Below are 22,025 nucleotides of genomic sequence, written 5' to 3'. Positions count from 1 at the left end.
TTTTAAGAGTAGACAAGATACTGATTCCTGGTTTTTAATTCATAAAAAAGGGCTGACCGGATTTTTATTTGGGGGCCAGCCCACTCTTTTATCTGGTGGCGCAATCATGCAATACAAACTCTCTGAGCGCTACGCCAATTTCTGCGGGTGAGTCTTCCTGTATGTAATGAATACCTTTCACCGTTACTTCCCGCTGGTTATGCCAGGTGCGGCAAAAATCCAATGCCCTGCCAACCAGCAGCGCTCCCGGCTCTGCGGAGATTAATAATTTCGGTAGTTTATTTTCTGCCATCCATTTTCCATATTGCTCCACGATCAGGGCGATGTCTGCAGGCGACCCATCGATAGGGAGTGAACGAGGGAAGATCAGTGTGGGCAGTCTGTCGGCCTCCTCCCGGAACGGTGCGCGGTAAGCTTCCATTTCCACTTCATCCAGTTTCCGGAGGATGCTTTTGGGCAGCACCGTTTCGATGAAAAAATTATGTTTCATAATCATCTCTTCTCCTTTATCTGATAACAATGCGCGGAAAATAGTATCCCTGCCGGTAGGGAAGTCTTCCCAGCGTCTTGGCTGTACAATGGCTTCCATGTAGGCAATGCCTTTGATTTGTTCAGGATAACGAAAAGCACGGTGGAAGCCTAACGCAGAGCCCCAGTCATGTAATACCAGTATAATATTTTCTTTTAATCCTACCGCTTCAAACCAGGCATCGAGGTAGGCGGCATGGTCTGTAAACTGGTAGCGTTGCTCCGGTGATTTGCCTGATTTCCCCATGCCTGCCAGGTCAGGAGCCAGGCAACGACGGTACTTGCTCAGCCAGGGAATAATATTGCGCCACAAATAAGAGGAGGTAGGGTTGCCGTGCAGAAACACTACAGGTTCGCCCTCACCGGCGTCAATGTAGCTAATTTCGGTATCCAGTGCCATCACGGTTTTACGGGGCAGATGATCAGTGTTGCTGATAGTAGTTTCAGTCACTTCAGGAGTAGTTGTTTTCATCGTTTTTTTATTTATGAAACAAAGCTACTTTCATCATGGATAACTGATTAAGACCATTTTCACCATTTCACTAAGACCACCTGTAATTTATTGTGTAGCACGCTGCAGGCAGGTGGCCAGTTTTTCAATACCTGTTTTAAGCTTGTATCCGGAATAAGCCGTGAAGCCTAGCAAAATGGCCGGTGGCAAATGATGGGTAGTGGTGAAATTTTCTACAAAGGAAACACTCAATGCCTGTGATTTGATTTCCTGTTTTAGTTTCGTGATATCTATACCTTCTTTTAACCAACAAAGAAGATGCATGCCGGAAGGAGTATTGTGTACCTCCAGGTAATCACTCAGCTTTGTAAGAACGAGTTGAATGAGCAGTTGTTGGCGTTCTGCATAGAGTAACCGCATTTTACGGATATGGCGCAGGAAATGACCTCCCTCCATGAAATGATATAGCAGATACTGTTCCATAGCGGGGGACTGGCGATCTGTGTTTTCCTTGATTTTTTTGAATTTACTGACCAGTTCCGCAGAAGGAAGTACCAGGTAAGCCAGTCTCAATCCCGGGAACAATACCTTGCTAAAGGTGCCCGCATAGATTACTCTGCCGGCATTATCGGCTCCCTGCAAACAGGGCAGGGGCATTCCTTCGTAACGGTATTCGCTGTCGTAATCATCTTCCAGTATCCAGCTGTTATTGGTGGCAGCCCATTCCAGCAACAGCTTTTTCTTTTCCGCTGAGAGGGTATACCCGGTTGGGAATTGATGGGAGGGTGTTACATAGGCTAGTTTAGCGTCCGGGTAATGTTCCATGGCATAACTTACATCCAGGCCATCTTCCTGTACCGGAACCGGGCAGGCAGTGATATGGGCATGTTTAAACGCAAGGCGGGCGCCATGATAACCGGGATCTTCCATCCATGCTTTATCGCGGGGCTGTAATAATGCCTGCACTACCAGGTTGAGTCCCTGTTGGGAACCCGTCACCACCATTACCTGTGCGGCTTCGCAGGTAACGCCCCGGGCCAGTCTCAGGTAGACGGCAATCTCTTTACGGAGTTCCCATAATCCGAGGGTGTCTTCATATCCAAGATGATATTTTTTCAGGTCCCTTAATACATGGTTACCGATCTTCTGCCAGGTATGATACGGGAAACGGTCCAGGGAAGGCATGCCTATCTGGAAAGGTTGGGCTATAATGCGGCTGCCTGATTTTTTTTCGGCTGGTGGTGGTGTTGTTTTTAAAGCAGGTGGATTGTTTGCGGATGATGTGTTCACCTGTAATAACTGCTCTGGTTGTACCTGGGCCACAAAGGTGCCGGAGCCGGTTTTACCTTCAAGATATCCTTCTATGATAAGATATTCAAAACACTGGCTCACGATGACACGCGATACGTTAAGTTCCGCAGCGAGGACTCTGCTGGAAGGAATACGGTTCCCGGGTCGTAGTTGTTTGGATGCGATCAGTTCTTTAATCTGCTGGTATAGCTGCATGTACAGAGGTACAGCGGATTCCCTGGAGATTTGTATGCCTGCCGGCATGATCACGGAAGATGCTTTGGCCATATTTTCTGCTGTGATGAGGTGAATATACAGGAAGAAAATAAAAGCCTTCAAATCGTTAGACTTGAAGGCTCTTTATATGAACATTAATTCAATAATCGTTAGAACTTAATCAACAGTTTTTCAGAGATCAGCTTACCGTCTTTGTAGTATTCAAAATGCCATTCTCCACCTTTCTTCAGCACTATTCCATGAGATGTTGCGTTGTCGGCAATAAAATAATCGGGAGCTGAAGTTTTCAGTAAGGTTAAAACTATTTTTGGTGCGGTATCAATTAACTGATATCCATTGGCTGTTGCCTGGGCGTATAATGTTCCGGCAGCTTCCTTTACCTCTGCTACCACCGGTGTTGCGACAGGAGAGGGCGCAGGAGCAACGGTAGCAGTAGCAGTGACAACACCAGCGGCAGCAGCAGGTGTTACTTGTTGTGGCTTCTCATTGACGGTGCCATTATAAGCATATGGTACATCATTCAGTGATGTAAAGGCATCTCTCAAGGCAAGATTATAGGAAGTTGCAAATTCTTTCTCCCTGCTTTTACCTTCTTTACTTTTAAAGATGATATTACCCTGGCAGTCCTTGAGTATAACGGTCAGATTGGTAACAAACAGTCCTTTTTTCTGCACTACCTCAGTATTCAGGGCATTACATCTGTTGCCGGCCAGTTCTTTTGGTACTTCTGAATTGTCAAAATAAACGGTAAATCCTTTTTCTTCCAGCAGTGATTTGGCCAGGGTGTTTAACCCATACTGGTTTTCTTCTCTGGAGAAATTAAATTTTTCCGGTACCAGCACGTACTTGTAGTTATTAATCGTGTTCTGGGCAAATCCCGAAAATGAAGCAAGTAAAAGCAGTAATAAAGCGTATCCTTTCATATAGTATTTTGTCTTCTGATTAAGACGAATATATACAAAATAATTGTCAAAATCAGCACAAACGTTTGTCTGCCAGCTCCTATGAAAAAGCGGGTGATGTAAAACGGGGTTGCACATTAAATTTTTGTAGGCGCAGCCCCATATTGCTTTTTAAAAGCAAATGAAAAATGGGAGAGGTCTTCAAAACCCAGGTCCAGGTAAATATCGGAGGGGGTTTTACCTTGTTCCTTAATAAGATAATAGGCTTCCTGTAACCTTCGTTGTTGCAGCCAGCGGCTGGGAGTGGAGTGGAATAGTTTTTCGAAATCCCGCTTAAAGGTGCCCAGGCTTCTGCCGGTCAGGTAAGCAAACCGGTTAAGGTCTACATTAAAGTGGAAATTCCTGTTCATAAAAGCCTCCAGGTCTATTTTCCCTGGCTCGCTGAAATTAAACAGGATGTCTTTCATTTCAGGGTTTACTTTTAGGAGCAGCAGGATGGCTTCTTTCAGTTTCACGGTAATCAAGGGTGCATCGACTTCGCCATTCAGGGGCATGTACGACAACAGGGAATCAAAATAGTTTTTATACAAGGGATCCTGTTTCAGGCAGAAGACGGCATTGCCGGGGACATGTTTTTCAGATGTATACCCGGCTTCCATGCTGAAGTTCCGTAAAAAGGGTTGGTCGAAGTGAACGGATATCGATCGGAATTCCCCTCCATCGGGCGGCAGTTTATTGAATTTCATCAGCTGGTTCCGCCTGCCGAGTCTAAAGTCGCCGGGGTTAAAAATATACTCCTGGCTGCCATCATTCATGATCATCGTGCCTGATTCCTGGTAGCTGAATGTAAACTCGGGTATAAATTGTTCTCCCGCCCTGCTGCTGGTAGTGTAGCAGGAATAAGCGATGGGTGATGGTTTTCTATTGAGTGCTGGCATTCTTAAATTTATTATTTTCTGGGAAAACGTTTACCCGTTTCCGTTTGCATAAAACCTATGGCGTCCCGGCATCGGTGGAAATGCTTACCGGCAGCCATTTTTCCATTTCTTCGTTTGTGGCAGCACTGGCTTGTTTTATCCTGCCGATGGCGTCATTGCCGAGTAGCAGGTGTACCGGCGGTTCCGGATGGTCCACCAGGGCGATCATTACCTTTGCGGCTTTGTCAGGGTCGCCTGCCAGGATAAAGTTACTGCTTTTAAACTGCGCTATCCGCATGCCAACAGTGCTTTCATAGCCCTCTATGGTGGGTGCGCAGCTCATGGAACTAAATACTTCGGTACGGAAACCGCCGGGCTCAATACTGGTTACCAGTATGCCCAGTGGCTTCACCTCTTTCGCCAGCGCCTCGCTGAAGCCACTCAAACCGAATTTTGCGGCCTGGTAGATGGTAAGGGCAGGACCACCCACCCGGCCACCTATGGAGCTGATCTGTAAAATTCTGCCGGAACGTTGCCGGCGCATGTAAGGTAATATGGCCCGGGTGATGGCGATGGGCGCATATAAATTTGTTTCCAGCTGGCTGCGCACCTGTTCCCCGCTGTAAGCCTCCGCAGCGCCGAGAATGCCAAAGCCGGCATTATTTACCAACACATCTATCCGGCCAAATTTCTCCATCGTATTTTCAACTGCTGCCATGATCGCTGCTGGGTTGGTGACATCTAACGTTAACGGATAAATGTGATCGGGATACTTTTCAGCCAGATCTTGTAATTGCTCCGGATGCCGGGCGGTGGCGGCTACGAGGTCGCCGTTGGCTAATGCTGCTGTAGTCAGACTTCTTCCCAATCCGCGGGAGCTGCCGGTAATAAACCAAACTTTTGCCATTCATTTATAAGCTAGTGTTTATCAAAGGTCGGCTCAATTTGATACGGCCATTTTGTTAAAACGTTCAAATTACTTTGTTGAAACGTACATGTTTTGTGTGAGATCCGTATCACGGGTGGAGATCCTACTGCGGGTAATCAGCAGTGATTTATAAAATTTATGCAAACGATTGCATTTTCAAATAAAATACTTATTTTAGAGAAAGGTCAGGCGTAAATGCCATGAGTAAGACCTGTTGATGATATATGTATTGCGCAATAGAAGGATCCTGTATAACCTGCTATATTCCCCGTTGATGTTACGAATTCCATATGAAAAAAGTGTATGTCAATTTCAATCAAAATCACCTTCTAAATCGATCAAAATGAGTCGGAAAAACTACTCCCTGTTATGCGGGCTGCAGATGCGCCGCATGATGAAACGAACTATTTTTTGTATGTTATGTCTCGTGGCAGCAGTAAGACTTTCAGCTGCCACTATTAATGTATCTTCTTTATCCGCTTTGCAAACAGCGATCAACAATGCGGTGGCAGGTGATGTCATCATTCTTGCCAATGGTGTATATACTGCATCCACCGATGTTACGATCAGTAAACAGGGAACTGCAGCGCAACCCATTACCATTGCTGCACAAACCATAGGCGGAGCGGAAATAAAAGGTACTGCCGGTTTTAGTATTCTGAGTCCCGCAAAATATATTATCATCCGGGGATTCAAATTTACGCACAATGCTTCCCAGGCTACCATGGCCACTGGTACCAGCTTTTGCAGATGGACCTGCAATGTTTTCCAGAATCCCGGTGCAGGAGAAAACCTGTTGATATATGGAAACGACCAGGAGATAGATCACAATACCTTTCAGCATAAAAATGCGATGGGACGATTTATCGCGGTGCGCGGAAGTGGTAGCCAGATTTCACAACGGCTGCATATCCATCATAACTACTTCCTGGATCAACAGCCGCAAACAGAGAATGGCGCGGAAACATTCCAGTTTGGCCTGAGCGGTTTTAGTCTTTCTTCCTCCAACAGTATTGTTGAGTATAATCTTTTTGAAGATTGTGCAGGTGAAAATGAGTTGCTGTCTGTGAAATCATCGGCAGTTACGGTGCGTTACAACACCATCCGGAATTGCCCTGCACAGCTTACTTTGCGGCATGGTAATCACTGCGACGTATATGGTAACTATTTTATTAACACACCGGGCATCCGCATTTTCGGAGATGATCACAACATTTTCAGCAACCATTTTGAAAATTGTAACCCTGCTATCAACATCGGTAATGGTGATGGAGAGGTGGCAAACGGCGATGCGCTGACGGTACATGATCGTCCCGATCGTACACTGATAGCGTATAATACCCTCGTGAATAACACCGGGAATATAGTACAGAACGGTCGCGCAAGTGGACTGGGTGCTACTACACAAACGGTTGTCAATAATGTGATCCAGGGTGGTGGCCCGGCAGCTTCCATTGCAGGACCTTATACAGGCGGTGTATGGTCGGGTAATTTGCTCTATAATACCAATGGCGCCGGTAGTATGCCCGGTAGCGGATATACCACAGCTAATCCATTGCTGGCAAGGGATAGCACCGGCACTTTCCATCTGCAGGCCGGAAGCCCTGCAATCAATACAGGCACCGGGTCTTATGCGGTTGTTACGACCKACATGGACGGACAGCCACGCAATTCTCCGCTGGACAAAGGTGCCGATGAAGTTTCTACTGCTCCGGTTACTGCCCGTATACTAACACCCGCCATGGTAGGTCCTTTTGCCAGTGACCTCACACCAGCCTGTCAGCCCGTTATTGCAAGCAGTGATGATGGCAATGTCGCGGCGAATGTCCTGGACGGAGACCTGAATACCCGCTGGTCTGCCAACGGTAACGGACAATGGATACAGTTTTGCCTGAATGATACCGTGGTGGTATCAGGCGTACAAATCGCCTTCTTAAGCGGCAATGTGCGGACCTCTACATTTGATGTATTGGTAGGTAATGATACTGTTAACTGGACCACCGCAGCAGCTGGCCTGGTGAGCGGCGGCACTTCACTTAACCTGCAAACGTTTTCATTTACACCTAAAAACGGGAGATACGTACGGATAGTGGGGCATGGCAACAGTGTAAATACATGGAACAGCTATACGGAAGTAAGAATACAAACAGGTGGCAGCGCGCTGGCAACAGCGAAGATGAGCGTTGCACCGGTGACAGAAGATCCGTTCGCATTAAACAGTTACCCCAATCCGTTTAATGACCACGCCAGCATCAGCTTCAAACTGAAAAAAGCTGGTATGGTGAGTCTGGATGTATATGACATCAATGGTAAAAGGGTAAAAGCATTGATCACTTCACAACGTTTAGAGGCAGGCATTTATAATTTCCCGTTTGATGCCGGCAATAAACCAACAGGCACCTATATACTGTCGCTGACTTATAACGGAAAAATGAGTGTAAGAAAAATACAGAAATTGTAATCCATCTACCTCATAAAAAAAAATAAAGGCGCGATTAATCGCGCCTTTGTTTTGCTTATCCGTAGCTTACTGTGAGGGAAGAGATGACCATCGTAGTACCGCCACCGGCAACCGGTAACTGCACCGTTTCGCCGTTGAAGGCGACAATACTCTGGCCTGAAGGAGCCGTGAAATTAAAAGCAATAGAAGAAGAAACATTATTCATAGTGCCGAAAGGGCCGTGTACATTTCCTGAACTGGTTTTAAAGGATAGCTGTGCAATGATGTCCCAGCCAAACCAAATACCACTGTAGCCATACACTTCCGTGATCAGTTCACCCGGAGCCAGGTTGATCGTCTGGTTGTGACCACCATTCCCGCCATGTTGTAACAGGCCCAATACGTTTTGTGTACCATTGGTGGTCCAGGTGTTGGTGGCCTGCAATGCATCCAGCACTTCTCCACTGTTGATACTAAGACTCGTAACAGGTGGGTTACCAGCGTTACTCACAATGGCACCATCGTTAAAGGAAACACCGGAAATGCCGTAAGCCAGCTCGTACAGCAATATCTGTTGTCCCTGCTCAAACTCATAGTTGTTTGAATTCAACCGCCACTGGGTGATATTATTATAAATGTATTGCTGGTTTTTGTATTTAAATCCTTTGCTGGCCTGATCATATGCGTTGCTGGCATTCTGGTAATTGGATTCGAACTTGGCGCCGTAGGCCATCAGCAATGGATTGATGCCTATGTCAACAAATGAGCTGACAGACGTGAACCCGGAATACAACTGCAGGTTCACGATATCAAAGCAGCTGTTCATGGTTGCTACGTCCAGGTTGCCTACTGATGCCGGTGAAAGGCTCAGGTACAGGTAGGAGCCGCTGTTGGCATTAAAGGCCTGTCGGATCGCATTGAAAAGAATGCTGAATTGCTGGGCGGTGATCGCAACAGAAAAACTTCCTTCCCAGTCGATATCGATGCCGTTCATCTGGTTGGTGGCCAGGAAATTAGTGGCATTGGTCGCAAAGTTCGCGGCTTCTGTCTGCCACTGACTGGAGTCGGATGAAAAAATCTGGGAAAGGGTATTGGTATTATAGTTGATGGTAGCCAATAACTTCACATCCGGATTTTGTGCACGGGCATCCTGTATGGTGTATTGCAGGTATTGGGCGGTGGTGGAACCATCCGGGTGAACAGTACCCGCATTGCCGATGTCGATCGTGTAATATCCTTGTTCGTTTAGTAATACGGCGAAGAAACAGATCATCACCATATCCGTATTTTTATAAACGTTGTTGTTGACCAGCGACTGGTAGCTGCTGTTTAAAGAGGTGTAGCCTGTGCCCTTGGGTTCATCTTCATCCAGGTAAATCCAGGCATTTACACTTTTTGAGGGAATGTTGGGAGTTGTCATAAAATAGGGCTTTGCCGTGATAGTTGTAACAAATATAACGAGTACCGCCATGGCATATACCCGTGAAAATCCCCGTATGCCCCTGATAGTTGATCTGGTAACCGGATAAGGTTAAAATGAACGCATATTCTGTTAATTACTGCAAACAGATATCTGCTAAAGAAAGTCATATTTGATATGGTGCCCTGACTTAACCTGGTACTGAAAAAACATTCCTATGCCCGATGCTTCCCGGCCGTTATCTCATCCCAAAGGTCTTTATATATTGTTTGTCACCGAAATGTGGGAACGGTTCAACTACTACGGAATGCGTGCGGTACTGATCCTGTTTATGACCAAAGCGTTGTTATTCAGTAAGGTATTTGCCGCCAACCTGTATGGGAGCTATACGGGACTTATTTACCTTACGCCACTACTGGGTGGCTATATCGCCGACCGTTACTGGGGTAACCGGCGTTCCATCATTACCGGTGGTATTGTGATGGCCATAGGGGAGATGATCCTCTTCGTGAGTGCCTCCTTATTTCATAGTTATCCKGCGGTTTCGCTGTTACTGTTCTTTTGCGGTCTTGGTTTTATGATTTCCGGCAACGGCTTCTTTAAACCCAATATATCTTCCCTGGTAGGGCAGTTATATGTAGATGGAGATAAAAGGAAAGACACTGCTTATACCATTTTTTACATGGGCATTAATACCGGCGGGGCGTTGGGGCCTATCATCTGCGGCCTTACCGGAGATACCGGCAACCCGGCAGATTTCAAATGGGCCTTCCTGGCAGGTGGCATCAGCATGATTATCAGTGTGGTGGTGCAGGTAGTATTTCATCACCGGTATGTGAAAGACCCCCAGGGAAATGTGCTGGGCCTGATCCCGGAAGGCGCACCGGTCAAGCTATTACAGCCGCTTATTGTTATCATCGGGTTATTGCTGACCACCTTTTTGATGATCGGGTTACTCTACCTGGACGCAGAAGTAGTCAATTACTTGTCTTATTTGTTGCTGGCAGCGGTATTGCTGATTGCCGTAATTATTTTCAGAGACAAATCGCTCACGCCGGCGGAAAAACAGCGGATCAAATTAATTTTTATCATTTCTTTTTTTGTGATATTCTTCTGGGCTGCTTTTGAACAGGCAGGTGCTTCACTCACATTCTTTGCAGATGAACAAACCAACCGGCAACTGGGCTGGCAAATACCTGTGTGGAGCATTCAGCTGGTGTCTGTTTTTTTATTGTACGGGTTATACCGATTGTTCCAAAAGGCTGGAAGACAGCTGTCATCCGCTGCCGATCATCTCTTGCGTAATACGGTATACGGGTTATTATTCCTCTTCCTGGGGGGCATTGTTGGGGTAAATGCATATTTTCTCGTGCAGCATGAAAATGTGCTGTCGCTGCATGAAATACCACCCAGCCTGTTTCTTTCCCTGGGCTCCATCTACATCGTTTTGTTTGCACCTTTCTTTGCCTGGCTGTGGCCCCGGCTGGGAAAATATGAACCTTCCGCACCGGTGAAGATGGCAATCGGTTTGCTATTGTTGTCGTTGGGATATTTATGGATTGCATTTGGGGTGAACGCCGTGGCGCCGGGTACGAAAGTAAGTATTATCTGGATTACCGGGATGTATGCGTTGCATTCCTTCGGAGAGCTTTGTTTGTCACCAATAGGGCTTTCACTTGTCAATAAATTATCACCGCTGAAATTCTCTTCCTTACTGATGGCGGTATGGTTCCTGGCTACTGCGGCGGCTAACAAGTTTGCGGGCGTATTAAGTACCCTGTACCCTGAACGGGGCAGGACGATTAGTTTCGGAGGGTATATCATCCGCGATGCGTACGACTTCTTCCTGCTTTTTGTAATTATGGTGGGGGCGGCAGGCGTGTTGCTGTTGCTGATTTCAAAACGGCTGTCTGCCATGGCGGTTGCCCGTAAGTAAGCAGACAGCGTTTTGAAGAATAATTATGGCTGATTCCCTTTGAGGTCGGTCGGCGTAATTTCGTTGCTGAGCAGGTGGCCAAAGCTTTCCCATCTCTTTTGCTGATCACCATTGGCGCTGGCGGAGATATAGTTTTTGATCAGGTCCTGTCCATAATTGTAGTTGATGACATAGCTACGGTTTTTCTTAATAAACAGTAACCCTTTCGCGGCTGCTTCCTGGTTTAGTAACGTATAGTCCAGCAGCCAGTGTACAGCCGCAGAATCGGACATGCTGCCGTTCAGTAAGCCTCTGCCTACTTCATTGCGGGCATAGTTAAGCGCTCCTTTTATTGCCAGCGCATTGAAATAGGTGTCTAAGCCGGTAGTATCCAACCCTGCGAGTGGCAATAAGATGTTTTTGGTAAACGTATTTTTTTCTTCTCCGGGAAAAGCGATTTCTATCCCGTAGTTAGCACTGCCTTCCGCAATAAGCGACTGAGGACTGAATAAGGGATAGAGCGAAATTTCCACCCAGCCTTTATCATGATAAAGATTTTTTTCCAGCATCATATTGTATACATGATGCCCGGGATATCCTTCATGACAGGCCAGGTCTATTGCTTTTTCGATGAAGATATTCAGGTCCGCGCTGATTTGAATCAGGCTCACATAATTTCCCTTGTACCAGTTGTAGCCCATCCAGGGTTTACCGGCAACATATTCCAGGGTAAAGTTTTCTGTTGATGGTAACGCATAATGTTGTAAAGTGCGTTTGCGGGCTTCTGCAATAGCAGCTTTAAAAACGGTATCCAGTTTGTCTTTCGGAATGATGAAGCGATTGGCCAATTGCTGAAAACGGTCCTGCACAGGACCTTTACCGGGCAGCAGGCTATCCAGCTTCGCCACCAGCGACTGATAATATTTCTCCGGGTAGCTGGGTGCAGTTGCATCAAACAATTCCTTTGATTCCATATCGAAAGAACCGTATTCGCCGGAAAATATTTTTATGCGCCTGCTGAAGGCCGTGAGTTGTTTCGTGATCCAGTTAGCCCTGATGCGGATGGTGTCATCTTTGGTTTCACCAGAAAGCTGTTGCAGTGATGCTTTTAATGCATCCACTGCCAGCAGGAAGCTATCTTTCGGGAAGCTGGCCTGCTTTGCAGCCGGCTTTAAGGAATCCGGGCCATAATAAGCATCTACAAAGTCGGGATCATATTGACCGATACTCAATCCGAGCCGCACATATTTTTCTGCCAGGAGATTTAATTTATTATTTCCGGTATCCTCATTTTTGCGGGCATTGCAGGCGAGCAAAAATAAAAAGGATACTAACAGTAGTTTGTTGCTCATATGTAGCAGGATATTTATAAAGCGATCAGGTTTTCAATTTCAGTGGCGGTTCTGGCAAATGGGCGACCCAGGAGGCGACTGCCACCGGCTGTTATCAGGAAATTATCTTCCAGCCGTACTCCTCCGAAATTGGCATAGGGCGCTAATTTCTCATAGTTGATAAAAGAAGCACACTTACCTACTGCCTGCCAGGACTCCGTCAGCAAAGGGTTAAAATAGATACCAGGTTCGATGGTCAATACAAAGCCTTCTTCCAGCTCACGTCCAAGGCGCAATGATTTTAATCCGAACGCTGTACTTTTCTGCAGGGTCTCTGTATAACCTACATATTCTTCTCCCAGGTTTTCCATGTCATGAATATCCAGTCCCAGCATATGTCCCAAACCGCAAGGGAAAAACAGTGTATGTGCGCCGGCAGCTACCGCTTCTCTGGCATTGCCCTTCATCAGCCCCAGTGCAATCAGTCCTTCTGCCAGTTGTTCGCAGGCCAGCAGGTGCACGTCTTTATAACGTATCCCTGGTTTCACGGCATCTGCCGCGGCTTTGTATGCATGATACACAATGTCATAAATTTCTCTTTGGGCAGTTGTGAATTTTTTATTGACAGGATGGGTGCGGGTTAGATCTCCTGCATAGCGCATTTCATTTTCTGCACCGCAGTCACATAGTACCAACTGTCCGTTTTGCAGGGGCGTCCGGTGTGGATGATTATGCAGGAACTGTCCATTGGCAGTAAGGATAACAGGGAAGGAGATATTACCTCCCGCCGCAATTGCCACGGCTTGTAAGCGACCGGCTATCTCCGTTTCGGTAACACCGGCAGCTGCCAGCTCCATCGCTTTCAGTTGCATGTCGATGGTAGTGTTCACAGCGATCTCTATTTGTTCTACCTCTTCATTGGTTTTAATAGCCCGCTGACGAATGATGGCGTGAATCAGCTTTTGGGATACGCGCTGTGGTATCATGCTGGCGGGTATGCCCAGCCAGGCACTCAGTTTTATGGTGTTATCAGCTCTGTAAGGCAAAAGAAAATGGACTGTTTGTTTGCTGCTGATACAGCCGGTCAGGAAATCCGAAAGCCGGGATAAGGGCTGTATCTCGGTGATACCTGCTCTCGCAGCCTGTGCTGCCAGCGAATCTACGGGACCGGTCCACATGATTTCCTCTATCGTGAGTTCATCTCCAAATAATATCTCCCTGTTATTATCTATATCAATAACAAATGTAAGCCCTTGCCTGTCGATGCCCGCAAAGTATAAAAAGCTGCTGTCCTGCCGGAATGGATAGACGTTGTCCAGGTAGTTCATACCGCTGTCATCGTTACCGGGGAGTAAAATAATTCCGCTGCCTATATCTGATTGCAGCCTGTTTCTTCTTTTGGCGTATGTTTCGGGTGAAAACATCTGAKTGTTTTTTTAATGAATGTCCAATAATATTAGGTTAAAAGTAACTAACAAACACTGATAATCAGTCACCGGGTTAAAAAGAGCAGACAGATGGTTAATTATTGCAAAGAAATAAATGAGACTACCGAATGCTAAGCAACGTCGAAAAAAAAATCTTGATTTTTGTCAAGCAGACTATCCCGATCAAATGCAATATTTGTGGAGAAGAAAATTCATACGCATCATCGTTGATGAGTACTAAATAAACACTTGTCAGCGTTTTACGTAACGTTATAATTTAAAACAAATCTTATGTTTATCGGACATTTCGGACTGGGGATGGTCACCAAAAAAATAGCCCCGCAACTCTCGCTGGGAACACTTTTCATGGCAGTGCAGTTTTCTGACCTCATTTGGCCTACTTTATTGCTGCTGGGCGTAGAAAAAGTGGCACTGCATCCCGAACTTGAAGGACAAAGAGCCATTGAGTTTACAAGCTATCCATTTACACATAGCCTGGTGGGCGCTTTCATATTGGCGATCTTATTTGGTGCGGTGCATTATGCAATTAAGAAAAATGCAAGGAATGCCCTGATATTGGGAGCTGCGGTGCTCAGTCACTGGTTGCTGGATCTTATTGTACACTTTCATGATTTGCCGTTATCGCCGGGGGCATCGGTGAAAGTTGGCTTTTCGCTCTGGTCTTCCGTAGGAGGTACCTTGTTGGTAGAATTGATATTGTTTATATCCGGCATTGTTTTTTACCTGCGTTCAACAACGCCTTTAAACGCAAAAGCAAGGATTATTTTCTGGGTGAATATCGTTTTACTCCTCTTAGTACAGCTTTCCAACTTTTGGGGACCTGTTCCTGAAAATGTTACGGCACTCGCCTGGTCTGCCCAGTTTCAATGGCTATTTGTGATCCTGGGCTATTGGGCAGATAACAATACTGTATCAGTCCCGCAGGAAAGTAAATATCAACAGCTGAGTAGTATTTAATTATAGCCAGGCACCTGATACGATCTTCAGGTGCCTGGTTCATAAATGATGTGGAAGCCCGCTACGCGATGATGGCAGCGCTTTTTAAGGAGTTGACAAATGTTTCGCAATGCTGCTTAGAGTTACCATAGACATGGATATAGCAGGCAGCACGATCGTACCAGGTTCCTTTATGAATGACAATGTCGCCCGATGATAACCATTTATTATAGTCATCACTCGCCGTCAAATGCTGGAAGTAGTCTTTCGTGAGCCAGTCAAATTCTTTTGGGTTAATTAAGTCATAGAATGGAGGATGTTCATATTTGTTTTCCCTGCTTAAGAGATCTTCAAAAGCGTAGGTTTCAATAAATTTATCGAAAGAAGAAAAAATAGTATTGACGGAGCCATTGTTGCTGTTGTAGGTACATAGTTGTCCTTGCTCACTTAATACAAACCAGAATTGCGCAGTTTCATGGTCCCCACAAAAGAAATAAGACTGTCCGTTTACCTTTATCAGCTCGATTTTAGTATTTTTTGCAACGTTACTTCTGGAGAAAAGCCTTGCGTTAAATGTTGCCCCCCGGCATTTTGAAATCGTCAGCTCCAATCCTGAAAACTTCATTTGAAAATCAATGACAGGGTCGAAGGCGGTAATATTTTGTTTAGCCAGGTAATTAATGACTTCATTACTGTCTGCGATAACGAATTCCTTATCACGGTTTAATTTATCAAGATATTTATAGGCCTTGTTTGAAAACTTCATGGTGTAATGATTGGTTCCGAATTGTTGTACCTTCTCTGAAATCTGCAGGGAATTATATGGCTTATTTATTTAAACCTGTATTGCCCTGAAATATTCCTATTAATGTAATAAACTTATGGAGAAAAGACCGCTTTCCCGTACCGCATATTTTACAGCTGCCAGCATTTTATTCATCTATATATTGGCATTATTGTTTAAAGGATATGTTTTTTGGATTTACCAGATCAGCGGAGATAGTCCTCTGAATGTTGTGTTTGAGGGGAGTATGCCACAGCATCAGTTATCAGCTTACCTGATGCTGGTCCTTTCATTTGCCATATTATATCCCTTGCTGGTGATTTGTATGCACCATTACGCAACATCACCCGTTACAGCTATCGCTGTTTTTTTGGGATTATTCTTTTCCAGTTCAATCGAAATATGTTTGCAAGCCATTTACCTATTCAGAATGACAATAGAATTGCCTTCGGAGATGATGACGATGAATGGTCCTCATATGGAGGAAGATGCTGTTCGCGAATTGTACAAATTTTTGAGTATACGTCGGTACCTGAATTTTCCGGTAACATTTTCACTTATTATATCCAGTATTATGCTGGCATTTACTTTCAGCCGGCAATTAAGAATAAATTTCCTGATTAACCTGGCGTTTGGCATGAATGCATGCTATATGGGCATACATCTTTGGTGTCTTTTTTCGAGACTGGATGCGATAGAAGACTATAACAGAACTTTATACCTGCCGGTGGAAGTATTCATTTATAGCCTGGTCCTCGTGTGGCTTATACGCATTCCTTTCCTGATCGACTTACCGCCCGCTAAACAAAAATAGTCTGTCCCTCGCGGAGCAGTTCACAGGCCGTTTCAAACCTAAAACTATATTCTTTTAAATCTGTATCGAAAGGTATCACCGCCGGAACTAATGGATATCCATCGGGTACCTGCCCGCCGGTGAAACTACTTTTTATTTCCTGTGCCTCCAATCCTTCGGTGTCGTATATGTCAAAGCTGTAACATGCGCCCTGGGTGTTACCTTCTACGTTGATCTGGTACATAAAACCATCCAGGAGATATGTGGTGGTGAGGTTCCCTTTTATCAGCAGTCTGCCGCCAGGTTCTCCATAGTAGCCCAGCACTGTTCCGGTAATGGTGGCATTTCCTCCTATGATGATGTCCAGCCAGCCGGATAACAGTAGGTTGTTGGCCCGGAGATCACCGGCAACGTAAATGAATTGAGGCAATGCTTCTATATTCCGGCCGGCATCCAGGTTGCCGTTGATTGTGAGATGACCATTCACGATGATATTCCTGCTGGCCGTTTGGGCGGTTGTTGCCAGTTCGGAATAGTCGATCACCAGGTCTCCCTCAATAACGGTATCGCCGGGATACAAACAGAAATTACGGAGTACGGGGTTGCTCAAATATTCATTGACATCATTCAGAAATGGCGGTTCAAATTGTGTTTCAATTGTTTCCCAGGGAACAATTTGATAGTCCTTCCCGGATGGTTCCTGTGTTAACGCTAACAGCGCAGCAGCGGCTGTTTTAAGGTGCTCCTGGTACTGTGTTTCCGTGATGGCTGCGTATCCGTTCTTCAACAATTTCTCCGGGAAGCTGGAGGGCATTTTCTCATCTTTCTCCCAGGTTTCCACTGCCCCGGTTTGTATCCGGAAGCCTTTCATTTGTGCGCTTATCTTTTCTGCTACTATATCTGAAACGGAGACCAATCGTATTTCTTTGGGTGTCTGATGAATGAAATATTGCATCTCTTTTTTCAATAAATGTAAAATATTTTTCGGTAAGGGGAGGGAAGAGGGAATGGCGAAATTAAAATATAGGATGTAAATAAAAGAGCCGGCAACCATCGCTGCCGGCTCTTTTATTTATCATGTTATTTTATTTCCAACCACCGCCGAGGTCTCTGTAAACATTGATGACCGCATTCAGTTGTTGTTTTTTTGTTTCTATCAGTTCGAGTTTAGATTCCAGCGCATCCCGTTGTGTCATCAGTACTTCCAGGTAATCGGCTCTGGCAGACTTAAACAGGTCATTGGAAATGTCGATCGACCTGGTGAGAGCATCCACTTGTTTCGACTTTAAATCATAGCTCTTTTCCAGGTTGCTGATGTTAGAGAGCTGATTAGATACTTCGAGGTACGCATGTAAAACGGTACGCTCATAATTATACATGGCCTGTAGCTGTTTGGCGTTGGCCTTGTTAAATTCCGCTTTGATGGCATTCCGGTTAATCAATGGTCCGGCAAGCTCCCCGGCCAGCGAGTACAGTAACGACTCCGGCGACTTCACCAGGTAAGATGGCTTGAAGGCTTGTAAACCCAGTCCGGCGGAAATACCGAGGGAAGGATAAAATTCAGCCCGGGCCACTTTTACGTCCAGCTTCGCGGCAGTTAATTCCAGTTCTGCCTGTTTAATATCCGGACGGTTGGCCAGCAATTGTGATGGAATACCGGCGCTGATGGTCAAAGGAAGAGAACCGGTGAAGGCATCTTTATCCCGGATAATTTCCTGCGGATAACGACCCAGCAGGAAGTTGATCTTGTTCTCTGCTTCTTTTATATTCTGCAGTATATCAAACTCCAGGCTCTGAGACTTTAATACTTCCGCCTGGAATTTTTGAACTGCGAGTTCCGTCGCCCTGGTGGCTTCTTTCTGCACCTTTACAATTTCAAGCGCATTTTTTTGCAGCTCAATGTTTTGTTTAACGATTTCGAACTGCTTATCGAGCGATAACAATTCATAGTAAGAATTGGCTACCTCTGCGATCAGGTTGGTGAGTACAAAATTTTTGCCTTCTACCGTAGATAAATACCTGGTTACTGCGGCTTTCTTGGCGTTATGCAGTTTCTTCCAGATATCTACTTCCCAGTTAGCGTAAGCGCCAATCGTAAAATCCGTCAGTGGATCAGGCATCTCTTTGCCTGGCTCAATCTCCGTGGAGGCATCACCTGCACCCTGACTGGTATATCTTCCTACCTTTTCAACGCCGGCACCTGCCTTTGCAGTGACTGTAGGAAGTAATGCGCCGTGTTTGAACCGGATTTCACTCTTTGCAATTTCAATTTCCTGTAAGGTGACCAGCAACTCCTGATTGTTTTTCAGTGCAGTATCAATCAGACTTACCAGGTTCTTATCGGTAAAAAAGTTGCGCCACTGCATGCTGGACGTATTGGTCGTATCAGCACTGTTGTCGTAGGATGCCGGAACAGCCTTGTTTTCAGCTGATGGCATGATTGCCGGCACCTTGCAGCTGGCTATTGCCAGACAAGCACTCAGCATACCAATGCCGCTATGTATCCTGAATTTATACATTGTGATCAATTTCTTCTGTTAATGGATTTTCTTCTTCGTCTTTCACAAGTGCATGTCGCTCTGCAATTCTGCCGAATATGTAATACAGTCCGGGAATAATCAGCACGCCGAATACCGTTCCGAAAAGCATACCCCCGGCAGCAGCCGTACCAATGGTTCTGTTACCCAATGCACCAGGACCAGACGCCATCACCAATGGAATCAATCCCGCAATAAATGCGAAGGAAGTCATCAGGATAGGACGGAACCTCACCTTAGAACCCTCCATGGCAGCTTGAAACACAGTGGCTCCACCCCGGTGTTTCTGCACGGCAAACTCCACAATCAACACCGCATTTTTACCCAGCAAACCGATGAGCATTACCATCGCTACCTGCGCATAAATGTTATTTTCCAGCCCCAGTAATTTCAGTAAGAGGAACGCACCAAAAATTCCGGGAGGCAGCGACAGTACCACTGCCAGCGGCAGGATAAAGCTTTCATATTGTGCTGCGAGGATCAGGTATACGAAACCAAGACAGATGAGGAATATATAAATGGCCTGGTTGCCCTGTGCCACCTCATCTTTGGAAATACCAGCCCAGTCTATCCCAAACCCTCTGGGTAAGGTTTTCTTCGCTACTTCATCGATGACTTTAATGGCTTCGCCACTACTGTATCCCGGTGCGGCGGCGCCACTTATTTCTGAGGCGTTGTACATGTTATGCCGCGTGATTTCTGACAGGCCATACACTTTTTCCATTTTCATGAAAGCAGAGAAAGGCACCATTTCATCACGGTCATTTTTTACGTACAACTTCAGGATATCTTCCGGCAATGCACGGTACTCCGGCGATGCCTGTATGATCACCTTGTATTGACGGTCGAATTTAATAAAGCTGATTTCGTAGTTACTTCCAATGAGTGTAGAAAGCGTGTTCATGGCATTGTCAATGCTGACACCTTTTTGTTGGGCAATATCATTGTCCACTCTCAGCATATATTGCGGGAAGCTGGCGCTGTAGAAGCTGAATACAGAAGATAGTTCGCGACGCTTAGTAAGTTCTTTTACAAACTCCCTGCTCACGGTTTCCATCTTTTTATAATCACCTGATCCGGCTTTATCCAGCAAGCGCAGCTCGAAACCACCGGCAGCACCATAACCAGGCACGGCAGGCGGCTGGAAAAATTCGATGGTAGCACCTGGAATATCTTTGGATTTCTCTTCCAGCTCGGTCATGATTTCCTGCACGGAATGTTTGCGATCTTCCCAGCTTTTCAGGTTAATCAAACAGGTACCCGAGTTGGAGCCTGTTCCTTCTGTCAGGATTTCATAGCCTGCCAGCGCAGAAACAGATTGCACGCCTTCAATACCTTCCGCTACTTTTTGCAGCTTCTCGGCTATCTGGTTGGTTCTTTCCAGCGATGATCCCGGTGGTGTTTGTATGATGGCATAGAACATTCCCTGGTCTTCATTCGGGATGAAGCCGGAAGGAACATTGCTGTTCAGTATCCAGGTGCCGGCGCAGAAAGTGAGTAATACCACAATGGTGACTACTCTTCTGTTAACGATGGCGCCCAGTATTTTCTGGTATTTTCCGGATGCACGGTTGAATGAGTTATTAAAGCCATCGAGGAACCTGTCTACAGGATTTTTCTTTTTAGGTTGTCCATGTCCATTCTTCAGGATCATGGCGCAAAGCGCAGGTGTAAGGGTCAGCGCCACCACACCCGAAAGAATAATGGCCGTTGCCATGGTAATGGAAAACTGTCTGTAGAAGATCCCTACCGGACCGGACATAAATGCTACCGGGATAAATACCGCTGCCATCAGGAACGTAATGGCAATGATCGCCCCGCTGATTTCATGCATCGCTTTTTTGGTGGCCTTCAATGGTGAGAGATGCTCTTCTTCCATTTTGGCATGCACCGCTTCAATCACCACAATCGCATCATCCACCACCACACCAATGGCCAGCACCAACGCAAACAGCGTGATGAGGTTGAGTGTGATACCGAAAAACTGCATGAACATAAATGTTCCGATAAGCGATACCGGTACGGCCATGGCAGGAATCAGGGTAGAGCGCCAGTCGCCCAGGAAGAGGAATACCACCAATCCTACAAGGATAAAGGCTTCCACCAGGGTATGGATTACTTTTTCAATAGAAGCATCCAGGAATTTTGATACGTCATAGCTGATCTCATAATCCATTCCTTTAGGGAAAGAGCTGGATTTGATCTCCTTCATTTTTGCTTTGATATCCTTGATTACCTGGCTGGCATTACTTCCATAGGATTGCTTTAACACAATGGCGGCGGAAGGTTTGCCATTCAGGTTGGAGTAAATATCATACATCGAGCTTCCGAACTCTACACCCGCCACATCTTTCAGGCGGAGTATTTCTCCATTGGGGCTGGATCTTAAGATAACATTCTCGTATCCTTCCTTCGTGGTGAACCTGCCGGGATATTTCAATACATATTCGAAGGTCTGGGATCTTTTGCCAGAGCTTTCACCAGTTTTACCGGGAGAAGCTTCCAGGCTTTGTTCTCCCAGGGCTTTCATTACTTCGTCGGCAGAAATCTTATAAGCCAGCATGCGGTCGGGCTTCAGCCAGATTCTCATGGCGTATTCCCTGTTACCAAGAATGTCAGCAAACCCAACACCATCCACTCTTTTCAACTCCGGCAATATATTGATGTCGGCGAAGTTGAACAGGAATTTCTGATCCGCCTGTGGATCATTGCTGTAAAGGTTGATGTACATCAGCATGTTTGATTCCTCACGGGTAATCTTAACACCTTCACGTACCACCAGTGGGGGCAGTTTATTCACTACTGATGCCACCCTGTTTTGAACATTCAACGATGCCTGGTTAGGATCGGTTCCCAGGTTAAATACTACCTGTATGGAAGCCTCTCCATCATTACCCGCATCTGATGCGATATATTTAAGCCCCGGAACGCCGTTGATGGCTCTTTCCAGGGGAATGATCACAGATTTGATCATTAGTTCACCGTTTGCTCCGGGATATTCCGCTGTCACATTTACCTTTGGTGGAGATATAGAAGGAAATTGTGTTACCGGTAACTGGGTAATGGCCAGCACCCCCAGGAACACAATAATGAGCGATATCACTATGGATAGAACCGGTCGCTGTATAAATTTATTAAACATTGCGCTACGCTATTAGGACTTGAACT

General features: G+C 45.8%; 16 protein-coding genes. 4 read left to right on the top strand and 12 right to left on the bottom strand.

Going from position 1 to position 22,025, the window contains the following annotated elements:
• Positions 1 to 88 precede the first annotated feature (88 nt).
• The 5 genes from AC1DCV_RS20640 to AC1DCV_RS20620 form a co-directional block, all read right to left on the bottom strand.
• Positions 89 to 1,000, bottom strand: coding sequence for a haloalkane dehalogenase (locus AC1DCV_RS20640; RefSeq protein ID WP_477024939.1), 912 nt, complete (start codon positions 998 to 1,000; stop codon positions 89 to 91).
• A gap of 87 nt (positions 1,001 to 1,087) precedes the next feature.
• Positions 1,088 to 2,608: a MocR-like pyridoxine biosynthesis transcription factor PdxR gene (gene pdxR, locus AC1DCV_RS20635; RefSeq protein WP_477024938.1), complete on the bottom strand. Its 1,521-nt coding sequence runs from the start codon at positions 2,606 to 2,608 to the stop codon at positions 1,088 to 1,090.
• Between the two features lie 47 nt (positions 2,609 to 2,655).
• Positions 2,656 to 3,429 (bottom strand): hypothetical protein, encoded by a 774-nt coding sequence (locus tag AC1DCV_RS20630; protein WP_477024937.1) that lies wholly within the window; start codon positions 3,427 to 3,429, stop codon positions 2,656 to 2,658.
• Positions 3,430 to 3,545: 116 nt separating this feature from the next.
• Entirely contained in the window at positions 3,546 to 4,346 is an 801-nt protein-coding gene (locus AC1DCV_RS20625; protein WP_477024936.1) for a helix-turn-helix domain-containing protein, read from the bottom strand.
• Positions 4,347 to 4,401: 55 nt separating this feature from the next.
• Positions 4,402 to 5,232 (bottom strand): SDR family NAD(P)-dependent oxidoreductase, encoded by an 831-nt coding sequence (locus AC1DCV_RS20620; RefSeq protein ID WP_477024935.1) that lies wholly within the window; start codon positions 5,230 to 5,232, stop codon positions 4,402 to 4,404.
• Between the two features lie 364 nt (positions 5,233 to 5,596).
• On the opposite strand from AC1DCV_RS20620, the gene AC1DCV_RS20615 reads away from it, so the two are divergent.
• A complete protein-coding gene (locus AC1DCV_RS20615) occupies positions 5,597 to 7,714 on the top strand; it encodes a chondroitinase-B domain-containing protein (protein ID WP_477024934.1) in 2,118 nt (705 codons plus the stop codon).
• 55 nt (positions 7,715 to 7,769) lie between these two features.
• On the opposite strand, the gene AC1DCV_RS20610 is transcribed toward AC1DCV_RS20615, so the two are convergent.
• Complete coding sequence (locus AC1DCV_RS20610; protein ID WP_477024933.1) at positions 7,770 to 9,113, bottom strand: jacalin-like lectin; 1,344 nt, start codon at positions 9,111 to 9,113, stop codon at positions 7,770 to 7,772.
• A gap of 217 nt (positions 9,114 to 9,330) precedes the next feature.
• Between AC1DCV_RS20610 and AC1DCV_RS20605 the strand changes: the two genes are divergently transcribed.
• Positions 9,331 to 11,049, top strand: a complete 1,719-nt coding sequence (locus AC1DCV_RS20605; protein WP_477024932.1) for a peptide MFS transporter — start codon at positions 9,331 to 9,333, stop codon at positions 11,047 to 11,049.
• A 23-nt stretch (positions 11,050 to 11,072) separates the two neighbouring features.
• Here the strand turns inward: AC1DCV_RS20605 and AC1DCV_RS20600 are convergent, their stop codons facing one another.
• Positions 11,073 to 12,380, bottom strand: coding sequence for a hypothetical protein (locus AC1DCV_RS20600; RefSeq protein ID WP_477024931.1), 1,308 nt, complete (start codon positions 12,378 to 12,380; stop codon positions 11,073 to 11,075).
• 14 nt (positions 12,381 to 12,394) lie between these two features.
• Positions 12,395 to 13,783 carry an aminopeptidase P family protein gene (locus AC1DCV_RS20595; RefSeq protein WP_477024930.1) on the bottom strand — a complete coding sequence of 463 codons (1,389 nt, stop codon included), beginning with the start codon at positions 13,781 to 13,783 and terminating at the stop codon, positions 12,395 to 12,397.
• Positions 13,784 to 14,077: 294 nt separating this feature from the next.
• Between AC1DCV_RS20595 and AC1DCV_RS20590 the strand changes: the two genes are divergently transcribed.
• The gene (locus AC1DCV_RS20590) at positions 14,078 to 14,764 is read left to right on the top strand and encodes a hypothetical protein (protein ID WP_477024929.1); all 687 of its coding nucleotides are present in this window, start codon (positions 14,078 to 14,080) and stop codon (positions 14,762 to 14,764) included.
• Positions 14,765 to 14,825: 61 nt separating this feature from the next.
• On the opposite strand, the gene AC1DCV_RS20585 is transcribed toward AC1DCV_RS20590, so the two are convergent.
• Positions 14,826 to 15,509, bottom strand: coding sequence for a hypothetical protein (locus tag AC1DCV_RS20585; RefSeq protein ID WP_477024928.1), 684 nt, complete (start codon positions 15,507 to 15,509; stop codon positions 14,826 to 14,828).
• A 115-nt stretch (positions 15,510 to 15,624) separates the two neighbouring features.
• Here AC1DCV_RS20585 and AC1DCV_RS20580 point away from each other — a divergent pair, with 115 nt between their 5' ends.
• A complete protein-coding gene (locus tag AC1DCV_RS20580; protein ID WP_477024927.1) occupies positions 15,625 to 16,341 on the top strand; it encodes a hypothetical protein in 717 nt (238 codons plus the stop codon).
• Here AC1DCV_RS20580 and AC1DCV_RS20575 read toward each other — a convergent pair.
• From AC1DCV_RS20575 to AC1DCV_RS20565, 3 genes are all read right to left on the bottom strand, one after another.
• Positions 16,328 to 17,275 (bottom strand): hypothetical protein, encoded by a 948-nt coding sequence (locus AC1DCV_RS20575; RefSeq protein ID WP_477024926.1) that lies wholly within the window; start codon positions 17,273 to 17,275, stop codon positions 16,328 to 16,330. The two genes, AC1DCV_RS20580 and AC1DCV_RS20575, sit on opposite strands and share 14 nt — an antisense overlap.
• A 130-nt stretch (positions 17,276 to 17,405) precedes the next feature.
• Positions 17,406 to 18,839, bottom strand: coding sequence for a TolC family protein (locus AC1DCV_RS20570; RefSeq protein WP_477024925.1), 1,434 nt, complete (start codon positions 18,837 to 18,839; stop codon positions 17,406 to 17,408).
• Positions 18,832 to 21,999: an efflux RND transporter permease subunit gene (locus AC1DCV_RS20565; RefSeq protein ID WP_477024924.1), complete on the bottom strand. Its 3,168-nt coding sequence runs from the start codon at positions 21,997 to 21,999 to the stop codon at positions 18,832 to 18,834. Before AC1DCV_RS20565 ends, AC1DCV_RS20570 begins: the two co-directional genes overlap by 8 nt.
• Positions 22,000 to 22,025: the final 26 nt, after the last annotated feature.

Source organism: Chitinophaga sp. 10T418 (genome assembly GCF_056394125.1).
The sequence above is the reverse complement of the archived record's forward strand: the minus strand, read 5'-3'. Positions and strand labels throughout refer to the sequence as shown.